Here is a 14,571-nt window from a genome sequence, read left to right as displayed (position 1 = left end):
TCCTGATGAGGGTCAAAACTGCATCTGCACGCCGACCTTGAGCGTGCGCGGCGCGCCAGGCGCGAAGAGCTCTGTGCCGCCGATGAGGGAGGCCGTGGTGGCGTAGACCTTGTCCGTCACGTTGGCCACGGTGGCGTAGATCTGGTAGGGCTGGGCGCGGTAGGTCAGGCCCAGGTCCACGGTGTTGTAACCGCCATAGCCGATGCTGTTGTCGGCGTTGACGGCATAGCTGCCCACGCGGCGCCAGGTGACGGTGCCGGTCCAGTGGGCCAGCGGCGACCAGGCGGCCGAGGCGGTGGCGGTATGGCGCGGTACCGCGGCCACGCGCTTGCCGAGCAGCGCGGGGTTGGCGCTGGCCGTCACCTCGGAATTGGCGCTGCCGTAGGTCAGCGACAGGTCCAGGTCACGGCGCACGGCCCACAGCGCGCTGATTTCCACGCCGGTGCGCCTGGTTTCGCCGTAGTTCTCGTAGATGCCCGGCGCGACGGTGCGGATCTCGTCCGAGGAGGTCAGCCGGTAGGCCGCCACGTCCAGCGAGATGCCGGGCCGCGGCTTCCACTGCATGCCGACCTCGGTCTGGCGGAACACGTTGGGGTCCAGGTCGGCGGCGCCCAGTGCGTACTTGGCGAAGGTGTTGGGCAGCGCGAAGCCTTCGGCCCAGCTGGCACGCAGCTCCAGTTCGGGCAGCACATCCGAGCGCACGCCGAGCTTGGGGCTGGTGTGCGTGATCTTGTGGAGCGGGCCGCAGGGGTCGCTGCCGGTCTCCGGACCGTTCTTCTCGCAATCCCCGCTGAAGCGGTCCCAGCGCAGGCCCAGGGAGGGCTTGAACAGGCGGTGCACGGGGGCCTCGATCTCGGTGAAGGCCGACAGGCTGTTGAGCCTGGAGCGGCGGTCATTGATGGCGCCGGCCGTGCGGGCACGGTTGGCCAGGTCGTCGAAGTACTGGTAGTCGGTGCTTTCGCGGAAGGTCTCCACGCCCAACACCCAGTTCAGCGGCGACCAGCTGGTCTGCGTGCGGCCGTTCAGGCTGGTGCCGGCGCCGAACACGCTGCGGTCGTAGTTCTCTTCGCGCTGGCGCCAGGTGGTGCTGTTGGCGGGCCGGCTGAACCAGCGCGTGAAGTCCTGGCGCGTCGCGTAGGCGAAGCTCAGCAGCTTGAGATCGGGCGCTGCCTGGTAGTTGACGTCGGCGCGCACGGTGCCGAAGTGCTTCTTGGCGCCGTCGTTCATCGCGCGTGGGTCTTTGCCGTAGGGGTCGCTCGCAAACTGCGCCGCCGTCACATAGCCGGGGTTGTCGCCATCGGCCTGGTGCAGGCGCGCCGACAGCGCGATCTCCAGCGCGGGCGTGACGGCCTTGGTCCAGCGGCCCGCGACGGTGGTGCGCTCGGACTGCGACTGCGCGCGGAAGCCGTCGCTGCGGTAATGCTGGGCGGCCAGGTTCAGGTGCTCGCCCTCGCGCACGCGCAGGCCCAACGCGGCCTGCACGTCCACGCTGCCGTGCGAGCCGATGCTCAGGTCCAGGTCCTTGTACGCGCCGCGCTTGCGCGTCTCCACCGCCACCAGGCCGGCGCGGTTGAAGTTGCCGTACAGCGCGGACACCGGGCCGCGGAACACGCGCAGCCGGTCGATCTCCAGCGGCACGATGACGTTGAAGTCCACATAGCCGTCGGCGTGCGACATGGCTTCGTTGAGGGGAATGCCGTCCAGCACCACGCCCAGGTCGCCGCCATGGCCGCCACCGCCGAAGCCGCGCAGCACGATGGTGTCGGCCACGCCGGACAACTGGTAGTTCTGCACGTGCATGCCGGGTACGTTGCGGAACAGGTCCTGCGTCTGGCTCACGTGCTGCTGCTGGATCTCCTCGGCTTCCAGCGTCGTGGTGGAGTAGGAGGCTGCGGCGGCGCGCAGCGTTTCGCCCTTGATGTCGACCGTGCGCAGCTGGGGCGCGGCGGCCGGCGCGGGCGATTGGGCCGCGACATGCTGCGACAGCGCGGCGAGAAGGGCGCAGACGGCGGGAGCGCGGCGCTGGCGGGTGGCAATGGAGCGCATGGTGTTGTGTAAGAAGGATTTGAAAGTTTTCCTACTCACGTTTGTAACGCAGGCGTTCGACGGCGGTGTGACAAGCGCCCGGAGGACCGCTTCAGGCCGGGCGGGCAAAGGCCAGCGTCAGCACCAGCAGCGCACTGGCGCTGAGCCAGGACGCCAGCACGCGCACGCCGACCCGGGCCCAGGGCCTGTGCAGTGGATGCACGACGCCGGCCAGGCAAGCCGTGCACAGCGTGGCGCCGACCCACGTGCCCACCAGCGCCGCGGTGCGCTGCGCGGGCGCCACGCCGTCGGGCGCGGAGCCCAGGCCCACGGCCAGACCGACCAGGGCCGCCAGCGGCACCAGCGCCCACACCGGCCAGGGGCGGGCCAGGACCACGCTGAGACCCAGGAGCATGCCCAGGGTCAGCAGCAAGGGGTCGGGCTCGGGCAGCCCGTGCAGCCGCAGGCTCAGCCACAGGCCCAGCGCCAGCGCGGCCACCAGCGCACCCATGGCCTGGCGGCTGGCCAGCACGCCGCGCTGGCCGAACAGCAGGCCCAGCGCGATCAAGGCGATCAGGTGGGCCGGGCTGATGAAGGGGTGCAGCACGCCGCTGTAGAACGCGCCCACGCCCTTGATCTCGCCATGCGCCCAGGCGGCGCTGGCCGAGCCTGCCGCGGCGGCCGCGCCGGCACGCCGCGCAACTTGCCGCCAGTTCACATGGCGCCTTGCAGGAAGAACAGGCCGATGACCGAGATCGCGCCACCCACCGCGCGCACGGCGACACGGCCGGCCGGCGACCGCACGAGCGCGCCGAAGCCGATGCCGGCCAGGTGCAGCATGCCGGTGGCCACCACGAAGCCCAGGCTGTAGACCAGCGGGCTGCTCTCGTGCGGCAACTCGGTGCCATGCGCATGGCCGTGGAACACCGCGAACACGGCGACCAGCAGCCCGGCCACCCACAGCGGCGGGCGCACCGCGAAGGCGACCATGCCGCCCAGCAGCACGGCAGACAGCGCGATGCCGACTTCCACGCCGGGCAGCGGGACGCCCAGCACGCCCAGCACGCCGCCCATGGCCATCACCAGCGGGAACACCACCGGCAGCACCCACAGCGCCGGCGCGCCGAGGAAGGCGCCCCACAGCCCCACGGCCACCATCGCGACCACGTGGTCCGGCCCCAGCAGCGGGTGCATGAAGCCGGCGACGAAGCCGCCGCCCATGTGTTCGGTCGAATGGGCGAAGGCGGGCAGCGCGGCGAACGCGATCAGCAGGCAAAGCAGGGAGCGGGCAATCGAGGGCATGGTCGTCAGCGGAAAAAGAACCGGCGGACTCTAGGGCGCGTTCGTGACACGCCGTTGACGCTCGATCGCCGCCATGGCGTGGTAGCCCCGGCTCGGCAGCCGCCAGGCCTGCAGCCGCTGCGCCGTTTCGCGCCGCGCGCCGGCCAGCTGCCCGGCGATCTGCGCAGCGCAGGCCCAGCTGGGTCCGTCCAGCGTCTCGCGCCAGGCCTGCAGGGCCGGCATCAGCCCGGGCTGCAGCCAGACGTCCCAGCACTGGGCGTCGGCCGGCAGGTGCTTGAGTCCCTCGTGCACGGCGTCGGCCAGCGTGCGCAGGCGCAGCATGGCGCGCTCGGTCCGGCAGGCCGGCCGGAAGTCGCGCACGAGCCGGTTCTTGCCGTCCGGCCGCTGCGTCTGCAGGGTCAGCAGGCGCTGGATCTGCTGCAGGGCGAGCCGGGTCGAGCGGCAGGGCAGCGGCGCGCAGAGCGGCAGCGCCGGCGCGGCCCCGTGGCACGTGGCGAAGGCCGGGCCCAGCATCAGCGCGGCCAGGCGCAACCACTCGCGCGGCGCAAGCCCGGCCGTGGCGTGCGGCAGGCCGGCCAGCAGCAGCACCTCGTCGAAGCTGCGTGCGCCCTTGGCGCGGTTGGCCCGCACGCTCATGACGGCCAGGTTGCTGGCGGCGTAGGCGGCGTCGTTGTTGAGCCGGTCGATGGACCAGTCGGTGTCGCTGTGCTCACCGTGGGTCAGCGGCGCGCGCGTGACCGGGCATTGGGCGACGTCCAGCGTGCGCAGCAGCGCGGGTGTGACTTCCTCGTCGACGATGCGTCCGCGGCGCCAGGCGCCCAGGCGCAGCTGCAGCCATTTGCGCGCGAAGCGGTCGGGCGTGGCGCGCGGCAAGCGTGCGTGGGCCGCGGCGTCGAAGCCTTCGCAGACGGCGCCGGGCCAGCCCGCCAGGCGCGGCCAGCGCGTGCTGGTGTGGATGTCGTGGCCGAGCCGGCGCCCGGCCTCGGCGAGATCGTGATCGGTCGATGCCGTCATGGGTGTGTCCTCCTTGCCCTGGCCGGCGAACGCATGTCCACCGGACAGTGCTGGCTTGTGGGAGCCCGGCGCGCCGCAGCGGGCTGCGGTGGCGCGGGCCACTGGCAAGGCGAAGGCGCGCGCACTGCCTGAGCGGCAGGCGCGCGCCATCGGGGCCCGCGCACAGGCGGGCCACAGGATCAGGCGCGTGGCGGGCGCTCGGGCAGGGCGGGCACGTGGCTGTGCCAGGGCGATGTGCCGTGCTCCGGCCAGCGCGACGGCGAGGCCGGTGCACAGGGAATGGCCAGTGCGGCGGGCAGCGCCAGTGGCAGCAGGGTGCCGCCGGCCGTGGCGGTATCGGCACCGCCGTGGCCGTCGATGGCGACGACCGTGGCATCGTGCGGCGCGTGGTGGTGGCGCGCGAACTTGCCGTGGTGGTGGTGCGCACCCGCGCCATGGGCGTGGCCCGATGTGGCGGGCCGCAGCCGGGCCTGCAGGCGCAGGTTGTCGATCAGCCGGGAGGCTTGCGGACCCACCAGGGCCTGCAGCTGGCGGCCCACCAGGTCGGACCAGGAGGGCGCCTCGGCCACCGCCGCGTGCCGGTGGTCCGGCCCCAGCATGCGCAGCAGCGCGCCACCGAGCCCGTACAGCGGCAAGGCCACCAACAACAGGCCGATCACGCACCGGCGCAGGCGCGCGGGCAATTGCAGCATGGGGCGGGATGGGGTCACGGCGGGCTGTCCTGCGCCGAAGCGCGCGGAACCTGCCATTGTGCGGAGGCGTGTGAAACGCCGATGACAGCGGCGTGGCGGCCTGTGCGCCGCTCAGGCCAGCTCGGCGCGGGCCAGCAGTGCGGTATCGGCCAGCGCCGCGGCCAGCGGCCCGTCGTGGGCCAGGCCCCCGCCGGCCAGCACCAGCGCACGCGCGCCCAGGCGCGGTGCACTGGCCAGCTGGTGCGTGCTGGTGATCACCGTGGCGGGGCTCTGCGCCAGCCAGTCCAGCAGGAAGCCGGCGGTGCGCGGGTCCAGGTGCGCCAGCGGCTCGTCGAGCAACAGCAGGCGCGGCTCCATCACCAGCACGCAGGCCAGGGCCAGGCGCTGCTTCTCGCCACCCGAGAGCAGGAAGGGTGGCTTGTCCAGCAAATGGTCGATGCGCAGCCGCGCGGCCCACTCGCCGATGCGCCGCTCGGCATCGGGCAAGCCGAGCCGGCGCGGGCCGTAGCCGATCTCGTCGCGCACCGTGGGGTTGAACAGCATGGCCTCGGGGTGCTGGAACAGCAGGCCGACCTCGCGCCGAAAGCGCCGGGCCCAGTCGGTGCGGCGCGCGCGCGCCGGTGTCACGGCCTCGCCGTCGTAGCGGTACCGGCCGGCCGTGGGGAACACCAGCGCACCGAGCAGCTGCAGCAGCGTGGACTTGCCGCCGCCGTTGGCGCCCAGCAGCACCAGCTTCTCGCCGGGCTGCACGCGCAGCGAGACCTCTGCCCACACCGGTGCGGCCTCGGGCCAGCCGAAGGCCGCCTGCTCCAGTTCAATCATCGAGCCCGCCGCGTGCGCGCATGGCCATGGCAGAGGCCTGGGCGTTGGCCACGGCCTTGTCGAGCAGGTGGCCGGCCACGCTGGCGCCATGCCGGCTGCGTGCGCGCAGGCCACCGGCGCCGGCGGTGCGGCTGCGGAACGCCAGGCCGTGCTCGCGCACCAGCCGCGCCAGCACCTGGGCCTGGCCCGCCGCCAGCGTGGCCAGGAATTGCAGCGTGGGCGCGAAGGCCAGGGCCTGCAACAGGTTCACGCGCGCGACGAACCAGAAGCCCAGCAGCACCAGCAGCAGCACGCGCAGGTTCATGCGCGCGAGCGGCTCGGCCAGCGCGGCCAGCGGCCGGTCTTGCCAGGCCCATTGCGCGAACAGGCCGGCGCTGACGGCCAGGTTGAAGGCCAGCACGGCCAGCAGGCTGCGGCGCAGCAGCCGCCAGCGCGGCGGGCCGGCCAGCGCCAGGGCCAGCAGCAGGCCGGCCGCCAGGGTGCGCCAGTCGTGCACCAGGCTCGTGCCGACCACAGCGCCCAGGTAGGCCAGCAGCCAGCGCGTGGGCGTCATGTGGCCCACTGCCAGCGCCGCGCACGCACCATGCGCCAGACCAGCAGGGTGAGCACGCCCTCGCCGACGCCCAGCAGCGCATGCGGCGCCAGCACGGCCGGCAGCACCACGGGCAGGGTGAACGGGAAGTACAGCGGCGTGCCGTCGGGCCGGTGCGCCAGCCAGGGCTGCAGGCCCAGCACCAGGCCGACCAGCGCGGCCGAGGCCATGACCGCACACCAGGTGGCCAGCAGCACGGCGGCGGCCTCGTTCCAGCCGCGCAGCGCGCGGAACACCCCCAGCGTGACCAGCGCACCGGCACCGCCGATGGCCAGCGCATTGACCGGCAGCGCCGTGATGCCGCCGGCGCCGAACAGCAGCGACTGCAGCAGCAGCACCAGGCTGTAGCCGAGGAAGGCGAGCCGCGCGCCGAAGCACAGTGCCAGCAGTGCCACACCGACCGCGTGCACCGAGGTGCCGCCGGGCAGCGGCAGCATGACCAGGCCAATGGCGTAGACCAGCGCCGTGAGCGCGGCCAGCCGTGGCACCAGCGTTTCGTCCAGGCGCTCGCGCAGGCCGCGGCCGGTGGCCCACCAGGCCGCGGCCGCGACGGCATAGGCCGGCAGGTAGGTCTGCGGCGAAAGGAATCCGTCGGGGATGTGCATCAGCGCGGCCTTGTGCGCAGCAGGCGCTGGGCCAGCGCACCCAGGCCGAGGATCAGGCACGCGCCCAGCGCCACGCGCTCCCAGCCCGGCGTGGCCGCGGCCTGCGCCGGCGCTGCAGGCGCCACGCCGTCGTGCGCGGCGAAGGCCAGCGCGGTCTCGATGCCGTGGCCGTCGGCCGAGTAGGCGCGCAGCCGCCAGCCCTCGGCCGCGCCACCGGTGCCGGGCAGCAGCACCAGGCGGCCGGCGCCATCGGTGCGGCCGGTCTGCACCGGCTCCGTGCCGGGGCCGCGGAACAGTTCGTAGCGCTCGAATGCGAAGGGCTCGCCGTCGGTGTAATGCAGCAGCACGACCACGGCCTCGCCCACGCTGGTTTCGTGCCGCACGGCGTGCGCCCAGGCCGCGCCCGTGCCGGCCCAGGCCAGCAACAGGGCGAACCGCCAGGTCCGTGCCCGCCGCATGGTTCAGCGGGCCTCGAACACGAGTGCGCTGGAGACCGACAGCGTGTCGGCGCGCGGGTCGTTCGGGAGCGGCCGGCGCGCGCTCGCGCTGACCATCTGCCGGCCCTGGACCACCGGCACGCTGGCGCGGCCCTGGGCATCGGCCTGGGTGTCTTTCTCCTGCGCGCCTTCATGCCAGGACAGCACGGCGCCGGCCAGCGGCTGGCCGTCCCAGAGCACCTGCACCGGCAAGCGGCTGCCCGCTGCGGGCGCCTGCGTGGCCTGCGGCACGATCTCGACCGGCAGGCCCTGGGGCCGGGTGGCCTGGGCGTCCCAGGCGAGGAGGGTCTTGCCGTACTTGAGCGCGTGCGAGGCGCCGAGCGCACCGGGCACTTCGTTCTTCGGCCCGCTCCTGCTGCCTTGCGGCGTGCGCGACCAGAAGCCGTTGTCGTAGTGCAGCAGCAGCTGCGAGGGCCTGCCGTCCAGGGCGACCTTCAAGCCCTCCAGCCGCAATGGCAGGGCCTGGCCTGCGGCATCGACGGCCTGCGCCTTCAGCACCTTGCTGGCCAGCGCCGTCTCCAGCTTGCCGTCGTGGCCGAACACCACGGTGAAGCCGGCGGAGGAGGGCTCGATCCAGGCATCGTGCGCCTGTGCCGTTGCGGCACAGAGCAGCAGACCGAGTGCGGCCGCGTGGCACAGGGACGACGGGTTCTTCATGGCTCTTAAGAGGACTTTCTATTTCCTCTTACGAGTATGGCACCGGAACCTCGGCCTGTGGATGCGCCGGATGGCGTATGCCCGGCCGTATGGCGCTTGTGGCGCTACTTGCCCCAGCTGTCGCGCAGGCCCGTGGTGCGGTTGAACACCGGCTTGTCGGGATGGTGGTCGCGCCGGTCGGCCACGAAGTAGCCGTGGCGTTCGAACTGGAAGCGGTCGTCCACGCCGGCGCTGGCGAGCGAGGGTTCCAGGTAGGCCTGGACGGTGCGCAGGCTGTCCGGGTTCAGGTTGTCCAGGAAGTTCTTACCGCCCGCATCGGGGTGGGCGTCGTTGAACAGGCGCTCGTACAGGCGCACCTCGGCCGGCACGGCGTCGTGCACGCCGACCCAGGTGATCACGCCCTTGACCTTGATGGCGTCCGCGCCCGGCGTGCCGCTCTTGGTGTCCGGCACGAGCTCGGCATGCACCTCGGTGATGTGGCCCTGTTCATTGCGCACGGCGCCCGTGCACTGCACCACATGGCCGTACTTCAGGCGCACGCGGTTGCCTGGCTTGGTGCTGCCGTCGGCCGCGGTCTGCGGCGGGTACAGGCGGTGGAAGCCCTTGGGCGGCGTTTCCTCGTAGTCGGTGCGCTCGATCCACAGTTCCTTGCCGAACTGGAAGCTGCGACGGCCCTGGTCCGGCGCGTGCGGGTTGATCGGCGCGCTGCAATCGTCCAGCGTGCCGGCGCCGTGCAGCGCATCCCAGTTCGTGATGACCAGCTTGACCGGGTCGAGCACGGCCATGGCGCGCTTGGCCGTGGCGTCCAGCGTGTCGCGCAGCGCGCCTTCCAGCGTGCTGTAGTCGATCCAGCTGTCGCTCTTGGTCACGCCGATGCGCTCGGCGAACAGCTGGATGGCTTCGGCCGTGTAGCCGCGCCGGCGCAGGCCCACGATGGTGGGCATGCGTGGGTCGTCCCAGCCGCTCACGCGCTGCTCGTTCACCAGCTGCGCCAGCTTGCGCTTGCTGGTGATCACGTAGGTCAGGTTGAGCCGCGCGAACTCGTACTGCCGCGGCGGCGGGGCCGAGAGCAGGCCGCCTTCGGCCAGGCGCTCGAGCACCCAGTCGTAGAACGGGCGCTGGTCTTCGAACTCCAGCGTGCACAGGCTGTGGGTGATCTGCTCCAGCGCGTCTTCGATCGGGTGCGCGAAGGTGTACATCGGGTAGATGCACCAGCGGTCGCCCGTGTTGTGGTGCGTGGCGCGCCGGATGCGGTAGATCGCCGGGTCCCGCATGTTGATGTTGGGGCTGGCCATGTCGATCTTGGCGCGCAGCACGGCGGCGCCATCGGCCAGCTGGCCGTCGCGCATGCCGTGGAAGCGCGCCAGGTTCTCGGCGGGCGTGCGGCCGCGGAAGGGGCTGTCCACGCCGGGCTTGCCGAAGTCGCCGCGGTTGGCGCGCATTTCCTCGGGGCTCTGCTCGTCCACGTAGGCGTGGCCGGCCTCGATCAGGTATTCGGCCGCGCGGCACATGAAGTCGAAGTAGTCGCTGGCCTGGTAGAGGTGGCTGGTGCCACCGCTTTCCCAGTTGAAGCCAAGCCAACGCACGCTGTCGACGATGCTGCGGACGTACTCCTCGTCCTCTTTCTCGGGATTGGTGTCGTCGAAGCGCAGGTGGCAGACGCCGCCATAGTCGCGCGCCAGGCCGAAGTTCAGGCAGATGCTCTTGGCGTGGCCCACGTGCAGGTAGCCGTTGGGCTCGGGCGGAAAGCGCAGCCGCACGCGTGCGGGATCGACAGTGCCCTGGGCATGGTGGGCGGCATCGCCGGGGCTTCCGCCCCAGTGGCGGCTGGCATAAGTGCCCTGGGCCAGGTCGTTCTCGATGATCTGGCGCAGGAAGTTGCTTTGTTTGTGGTCGCTCGGCTCGGACACGGGGGAATTCATGTAACCGATTCTAGGAGGGAGCACGGCATGTCCGGGATGGCGTGGCCGTTCTCCACGCGCGCATGGTCGTTACCTGCCGTAACTGCTTTAACCCGCCCTGCGTCATCCATTTGCATCTTGGTGCGTCAATAGGCCAGGGCCGCAGTCCGCGGCGACGCATTCGAAGGAGTATGTACATGGCATCCAAGCAAGCTGGCCGCTGGGCCGCCGCTGCCGCCATCGCCGTGGCTGGCCTGGCGCTGACGGCACAGGCGCAGGCACGCGATGTGGTCTGGTCGGTGGGTGTGGGCGCGCCGGGTGCCCAGGTGATCGTGGGCAATGCACCCGTGTACGTGGCGCCGCCCGTCATCGTGCAGGCGCCGCCCCGGTACTACCGCGCGCCGGCGCCCGTCTACCACGCGCCCCCGGTGTACTACGTGCCGCCTCCGCGGGTGTACTACCAGCCGCAACCGATCTATTACGGCCCGCCGCCGCAGCATTTCCATGGGCATCGCCACGGTCACCACCATGGCCACCGGGACCGCCGCGACTGGAGACGCTGAGTTCAGCGTGCGATCAGCACGGCAGCCGTCTTGAGCCCCGCCGCCGTCAGCGCCAGCGAGCCCAGCAGGTGCACGCCGGCGGTCATGAGCGCCAGGCCGTAGCGCTGCTGCTGGAGCATCAGCACCACCTCGGCCGAGAAGCTCGAAAAGGTGGTCAGCGCACCCAGAAAGCCCGTCACCAGGGCGAGGCGCCACACCGGCGCCAGCGCGGGCATGGCCTCGAACCAGCCGATGCACAGGCCGATGAGGTAGCCGCCGATGAGGTTGGCCGCGAGCGTGCCCAGCGGCATCGGGCCGTGCGCGTTGAGCCACAGTGCCAGGCCCCAGCGGCCGAGCGCGCCCACGCAGGCGCCGGCACAGACGGCAAACACCGCTAGCATCGGTTGGTGCAATACGTTGACCATCGCACCACTGTAGCGCCCGTGGCGTACGCCCCCGGCCTGCTGGGCGTGGTGATGCTGGACACGCGCTTCCCGCGCCCGCTGGGCGACATCGGCCATCCCGACAGCTTTGGCTGCGCGACGCGCCAGTGTGTGGTACCCGGCGCCTGGCCGTGCGAGGTGGTGGGCTCGCCCCAGGCCTTGCACGCGATGGCCCCTGCTTTTGTGCATGCGGTGCGCCAGCTGGCTGCGCAGGGCGCCTGTGCGGTGACGACCAGCTGCGGTTTCCTGGTGCTGCTGCAGGCGGTGCTGCAGGCCGCTGTGCCCACCGTGGTGCGCAGTTCCAGCCTGCTGCAGCTGCCGGCGCTGTTGCGCGACGCGGCGCAGGTGGCGGTGCTGACGGTCAGCGCGCAGGCGCTGACGCCGGCACACCTGCTGGCGGCCGGAGTGCCGGCCGCACGGCTCGGCGATGTGGTGGTGCAGGGCATGGACCCGCAGAGCCATTTCGTGCAGGCCATCCTCGGCAACCAGGATGCGCTGGACCTGCAGCGTGCGCAGGCCGAGGTCGTGGCCGCGGCGCAGCTGCTGCGGCGGCGCACGCCGCAGTCGCCGGCACTGGTGCTGGAGTGCACCAACCTGCCGCCCTACGCCGCGGCCATCGAGGCGGCCACCGGCTGGCGCTGCCTCTCGCTGCTGGACGACCCGGTGCTCCGCGCCGCCATCGCTACATCATCTGCTGGGGCAGCCAGGTGACCAGGCCCGGGAACACGTAGAGCAGCGCCACGGCCAGGCACATCAGCAGGAACATCGGCATCGCCACCTTGGCGATCCATGGCAGTTCGCGCCCCGTCATGCCCTGCAGCACGAACAGGTTGAAGCCCACCGGCGGCGTGATCTGCGCCATCTCGACGACCAGCACGACGAAGATGCCGAACCAGATCGGGTCGATGCCGGCCTTCTGCACAGTCGGCATCAGCACGCCCATGGTCAGCACCACCATCGAGATGCCGTCCAGGAAGCAGCCGAGGACGATGAAGAACACGGCCAGCGCGGCCACCAACTGGCCCTGGGAAAGGCCGAGCGAGCCGATCCATTCGGCCAGGTGGCGCGGCAGCCCGATGTAGCCCATCGACAGCGTGAGGAAGGCGGCGCCCGCCAGGATCAGCGCGATCATGCAGTACAGCCGCGTGGCGCCGAGCAGCGCATCGCGGAAGTTGCCCCAGCTCAGCGAGCCCTGCACGGCGGAGATGACGAGCGCCCCCACCACGCCCAGCGCCGCCGCCTCGGTGGCGGTGGCGAGGCCGGCATAGATCGAGCCCAGCACTGCAGTGATCAGCAGCACCACCGGGATCAGGCTGCGCGAGGCCGCCAGCTTCTGCCTGAAGGTGGTCTTGGCGTCCGCCGCCGGCACCAGGTGCGGATTGCGCAGCGCCCACACCACGATGTAGCCCGAGAACAGCAGCCCCAGCAACAATCCCGGCAGCACGCCGGCGATGAACAGGCGCGAGATGGACACCTCGGCCGCCACGCCGTAGACGATCATGATGATGGACGGCGGAATCAGCAGCCCCAGCGTGCTGGCGCCTGCCAGCGTGCCCACCGTCATGTGCTCGGGGTAACCGCGCCGGCGCAGTTCGGGCAGCGTCATCTTCCCGATGGTCGCGCAGGTGGCGGCGCTGGAGCCCGACACCGCCGCGAAGATGGTGCAACCCACCACGTTGGTGTGCAGCAAGCGGCCCGGCAGCGCCTGCAGCCAGGGCGACAGGCCTTTGAACATGTCCTCGCTGAGCCGGGTGCGGAACAGGATCTCACCCATCCACACGAACAGCGGCAGCGCGGTCAGTGTCCAGCTGGAGGCCGAGCCCCAGATCGTCACGGCCATGGCGTCGCCGGCTGGCCGCGAGGCGAACAGCTGCATGCCGATCCAGGCCACGCCCGACAGCGTGAGACCGATCCAGACACCGCTGCCCAGGATCAGGAACAGCGACAGCACCAGCAGCGAGGTGATGGCGAGATCACTCATTGCGCAGTACCTCCCCGCTGGCGGGACGGGCGCGCTGGCCACGCAGCTCCAATACCAGCTCGTCGATGAAGGCCAGTGCGAACACCACCGTGCCGACCGCCATGGCCAGCTGCGGAATCCACAGCGGCGTGGCGTCGTTGGAGGTCGACATGTCGTGGAAGGCGTGCGACTGCCAGACCAGCCGGCAGCTGTAGAAGGCGAACAGCGCAGCCAGCATGGCCGCAGCGGCCAGGGCCCACAGTTCCAGCGCCTTGCGCGGCCCACCGCGCAGTGCGTTGATCAGCAGCGTGACGCGGATGTGCTCGCCGCGCTTGAGCGTGTGCGCCAGCGCCAGGAAGCCGGCTGCGGCCATGAGGTAGCCGGCGTAGGCATCGATGCCGGCAATGTTGAAGTGCAGCTGGCGCCCCAGGATGGACAGCAGCACGGCGATCAGCAAGGCGACCATGAACAGCGCCGCCAGCCAGGCGGCGCCGTCATAGAGCGCGTCGAGAAGGCGGCGCATGCAGCCTTACTTGCGGTACGCGTCGACCAGGGCCGTGCCGTCGGCGCCGGCCTTGTCCAGCCACTCCTTGAGCATGGTGTCGCCGACCTTGGCCATGTCCGCCTTCAGCTGCGGGGGCGGCGGCAGGATGTTCATGCCGTTGGCCTTGAGCTTTTCCTGCGTGTCCGTGTTCTCCTTCTTGGAGGCGGCCCAGCCGCGCGTCTCGGCCTCGGTGGCGGCCTTCAGCACGGCCTGCTTGGTGGCCGCGTCCAGGCCGTCGAACGCGGCCTTGTTGACGATCACCGCGTTCTTGGGCAGCCAGGCCTGGGTGTCGTACCAGTACTTGATGTGCTCGTAGGTCTTGGTGTCGAAGCCGGTGGAGCCGGACGACATGTACGACTCGATCACGCCGGTGGCCATGGCCTGCGACAACTCGGCCGCCTGCACCGTGACGGGCTGCGCGCCCACCAGTTCGGCGATGCGTGCGGTGGCCGGGCTGTAGGCGCGCCACTTCACGCCCTTGAGGTCGGCAGCCGACTGGATCGGCTTCTTCACGTAGATGCCCTGCGGTGGCCAGGCCACGGTGTAGAGCAGCGCCATGCCCTGCTCGCCGAGCTTCTTGTCGAGCAGGGGCTTTTGCGCCTGGTAGAGCTTCCAGGCGGCGTCGTAGCTGTCGGCCAGGAAGGGCAGTCCATCGGCACCGAAGACCTGCCATTCGTTCTGGAAGTTCACCAGCAGGATTTCGCCGGCCTGGGCCTGGCCGCCTTGCACGGCGCGCTTGATCTCGGGCGCCTTGAACAGCGAGGCGTTGGCGTGCACGGTGATCTTCAGCTTGCCGCCGGTGGCCTTGTCCACGTCGGCCGCGAACTGGTTCAGGTTGACGGTGTGGAAGTTGGTTGCGGGGTAGGCGGCGGGCAGATCCCACTTGGTCTGCGCGAAGGCATGCGGAGCCAGGGTCAGGGCGGCAGTGGCCAGCAGGACGGAATGAAGCTTCATGGTCTCTCCGGGTGGAAGGGG

Annotated in this window: 17 protein-coding genes; 2 read left to right on the top strand and 15 right to left on the bottom strand. The window is 71.2% G+C overall.

Features of this window, described 5'->3' with window-relative positions; all coding sequences use genetic code 11:
- Nucleotides 1-12 precede the first annotated feature (12 nt).
- The 11 genes from DES41_RS03735 to DES41_RS03685 all read right to left on the bottom strand — a co-directional run bounded on the left by DES41_RS03735 (nucleotide 13) and on the right by DES41_RS03685 (nucleotide 10,128).
- Nucleotides 13-2,046 carry a TonB-dependent receptor gene (locus DES41_RS03735; protein ID WP_114466035.1) on the bottom strand — a complete coding sequence of 678 codons (2,034 nt, stop codon included), beginning with the start codon at nucleotides 2,044-2,046 and terminating at the stop codon, nucleotides 13-15.
- Nucleotides 2,047-2,137: 91 nt separating this feature from the next.
- On the bottom strand, nucleotides 2,138-2,743 hold the full coding sequence (locus DES41_RS03730) for a HupE/UreJ family protein (RefSeq protein WP_114466033.1): 606 nt from the start codon (nucleotides 2,741-2,743) through the stop codon (nucleotides 2,138-2,140).
- Entirely contained in the window at nucleotides 2,740-3,327 is a 588-nt protein-coding gene (locus DES41_RS03725; RefSeq protein WP_114466031.1) for a HupE/UreJ family protein, read from the bottom strand. The genes DES41_RS03730 and DES41_RS03725 overlap by 4 nt, the downstream gene beginning before the upstream one ends.
- Nucleotides 3,328-3,357: 30 nt before the next feature.
- Nucleotides 3,358-4,341: a hypothetical protein gene (locus DES41_RS03720; RefSeq protein WP_114466029.1), complete on the bottom strand. Its 984-nt coding sequence runs from the start codon at nucleotides 4,339-4,341 to the stop codon at nucleotides 3,358-3,360.
- 179 nt (nucleotides 4,342-4,520) lie between these two features.
- A complete protein-coding gene (locus DES41_RS03715; RefSeq protein WP_147282792.1) occupies nucleotides 4,521-5,051 on the bottom strand; it encodes a hypothetical protein in 531 nt (176 codons plus the stop codon).
- Nucleotides 5,052-5,144: 93 nt separating this feature from the next.
- A complete protein-coding gene (locus tag DES41_RS03710; protein WP_114466025.1) occupies nucleotides 5,145-5,855 on the bottom strand; it encodes an energy-coupling factor ABC transporter ATP-binding protein in 711 nt (236 codons plus the stop codon).
- Complete coding sequence (locus DES41_RS03705) at nucleotides 5,848-6,408, bottom strand: ABC transporter permease (RefSeq protein WP_114466023.1); 561 nt, start codon at nucleotides 6,406-6,408, stop codon at nucleotides 5,848-5,850. Before DES41_RS03705 ends, DES41_RS03710 begins: the two co-directional genes overlap by 8 nt.
- On the bottom strand, nucleotides 6,405-7,052 hold the full coding sequence (locus DES41_RS03700; protein WP_114466020.1) for an energy-coupling factor ABC transporter permease: 648 nt from the start codon (nucleotides 7,050-7,052) through the stop codon (nucleotides 6,405-6,407). Before DES41_RS03700 ends, DES41_RS03705 begins: the two co-directional genes overlap by 4 nt.
- On the bottom strand, nucleotides 7,052-7,510 hold the full coding sequence (locus DES41_RS03695) for an ABC transporter permease (protein WP_114466018.1): 459 nt from the start codon (nucleotides 7,508-7,510) through the stop codon (nucleotides 7,052-7,054). The genes DES41_RS03700 and DES41_RS03695 overlap by 1 nt, the downstream gene beginning before the upstream one ends.
- Before the next feature lie 3 nt (nucleotides 7,511-7,513).
- The gene (locus tag DES41_RS03690) at nucleotides 7,514-8,206 is read right to left on the bottom strand and encodes a DUF4198 domain-containing protein (RefSeq protein WP_114466016.1); all 693 of its coding nucleotides are present in this window, start codon (nucleotides 8,204-8,206) and stop codon (nucleotides 7,514-7,516) included.
- A gap of 104 nt (nucleotides 8,207-8,310) precedes the next feature.
- On the bottom strand, nucleotides 8,311-10,128 hold the full coding sequence (locus DES41_RS03685) for a glutamine--tRNA ligase/YqeY domain fusion protein (RefSeq protein WP_114466014.1): 1,818 nt from the start codon (nucleotides 10,126-10,128) through the stop codon (nucleotides 8,311-8,313).
- A 176-nt stretch (nucleotides 10,129-10,304) separates the two neighbouring features.
- Between DES41_RS03685 and DES41_RS03680 the strand changes: the two genes are divergently transcribed.
- Nucleotides 10,305-10,670: a hypothetical protein gene (locus tag DES41_RS03680; RefSeq protein ID WP_114466812.1), complete on the top strand. Its 366-nt coding sequence runs from the start codon at nucleotides 10,305-10,307 to the stop codon at nucleotides 10,668-10,670.
- Nucleotides 10,671-10,672: 2 nt separating this feature from the next.
- Here the strand turns inward: DES41_RS03680 and crcB are convergent, their stop codons facing one another.
- Nucleotides 10,673-11,050, bottom strand: coding sequence for a fluoride efflux transporter CrcB (gene crcB, locus DES41_RS03675; RefSeq protein ID WP_114466012.1), 378 nt, complete (start codon nucleotides 11,048-11,050; stop codon nucleotides 10,673-10,675).
- Between the two features lie 42 nt (nucleotides 11,051-11,092).
- Between crcB and DES41_RS03670 the strand changes: the two genes are divergently transcribed.
- Nucleotides 11,093-11,803 (top strand): aspartate/glutamate racemase family protein, encoded by a 711-nt coding sequence (locus DES41_RS03670; RefSeq protein WP_245965550.1) that lies wholly within the window; start codon nucleotides 11,093-11,095, stop codon nucleotides 11,801-11,803.
- Here DES41_RS03670 and DES41_RS03665 read toward each other — a convergent pair.
- From DES41_RS03665 to DES41_RS03655, 3 genes are read right to left on the bottom strand one after another with little or no spacing between them, the layout of a single operon-like run.
- Nucleotides 11,775-13,073 carry a TRAP transporter large permease gene (locus tag DES41_RS03665; protein ID WP_114465961.1) on the bottom strand — a complete coding sequence of 433 codons (1,299 nt, stop codon included), beginning with the start codon at nucleotides 13,071-13,073 and terminating at the stop codon, nucleotides 11,775-11,777. The two genes, DES41_RS03670 and DES41_RS03665, sit on opposite strands and share 29 nt — an antisense overlap.
- A complete protein-coding gene (locus DES41_RS03660) occupies nucleotides 13,066-13,575 on the bottom strand; it encodes a TRAP transporter small permease (protein WP_114465959.1) in 510 nt (169 codons plus the stop codon). The genes DES41_RS03665 and DES41_RS03660 overlap by 8 nt, the downstream gene beginning before the upstream one ends.
- A 6-nt stretch (nucleotides 13,576-13,581) precedes the next feature.
- Nucleotides 13,582-14,550: a TRAP transporter substrate-binding protein gene (locus DES41_RS03655; RefSeq protein ID WP_114465957.1), complete on the bottom strand. Its 969-nt coding sequence runs from the start codon at nucleotides 14,548-14,550 to the stop codon at nucleotides 13,582-13,584.
- Between the last annotated feature and the right edge of the window lie 21 nt (nucleotides 14,551-14,571).

It is taken from the genome of Pseudorhodoferax soli, assembly GCF_003337555.1.
GTDB lineage: Bacteria > Pseudomonadota > Gammaproteobacteria > Burkholderiales > Burkholderiaceae_C > Pseudorhodoferax > Pseudorhodoferax soli.
This window is presented reverse-complemented; position numbering and strand designations above follow the sequence as displayed.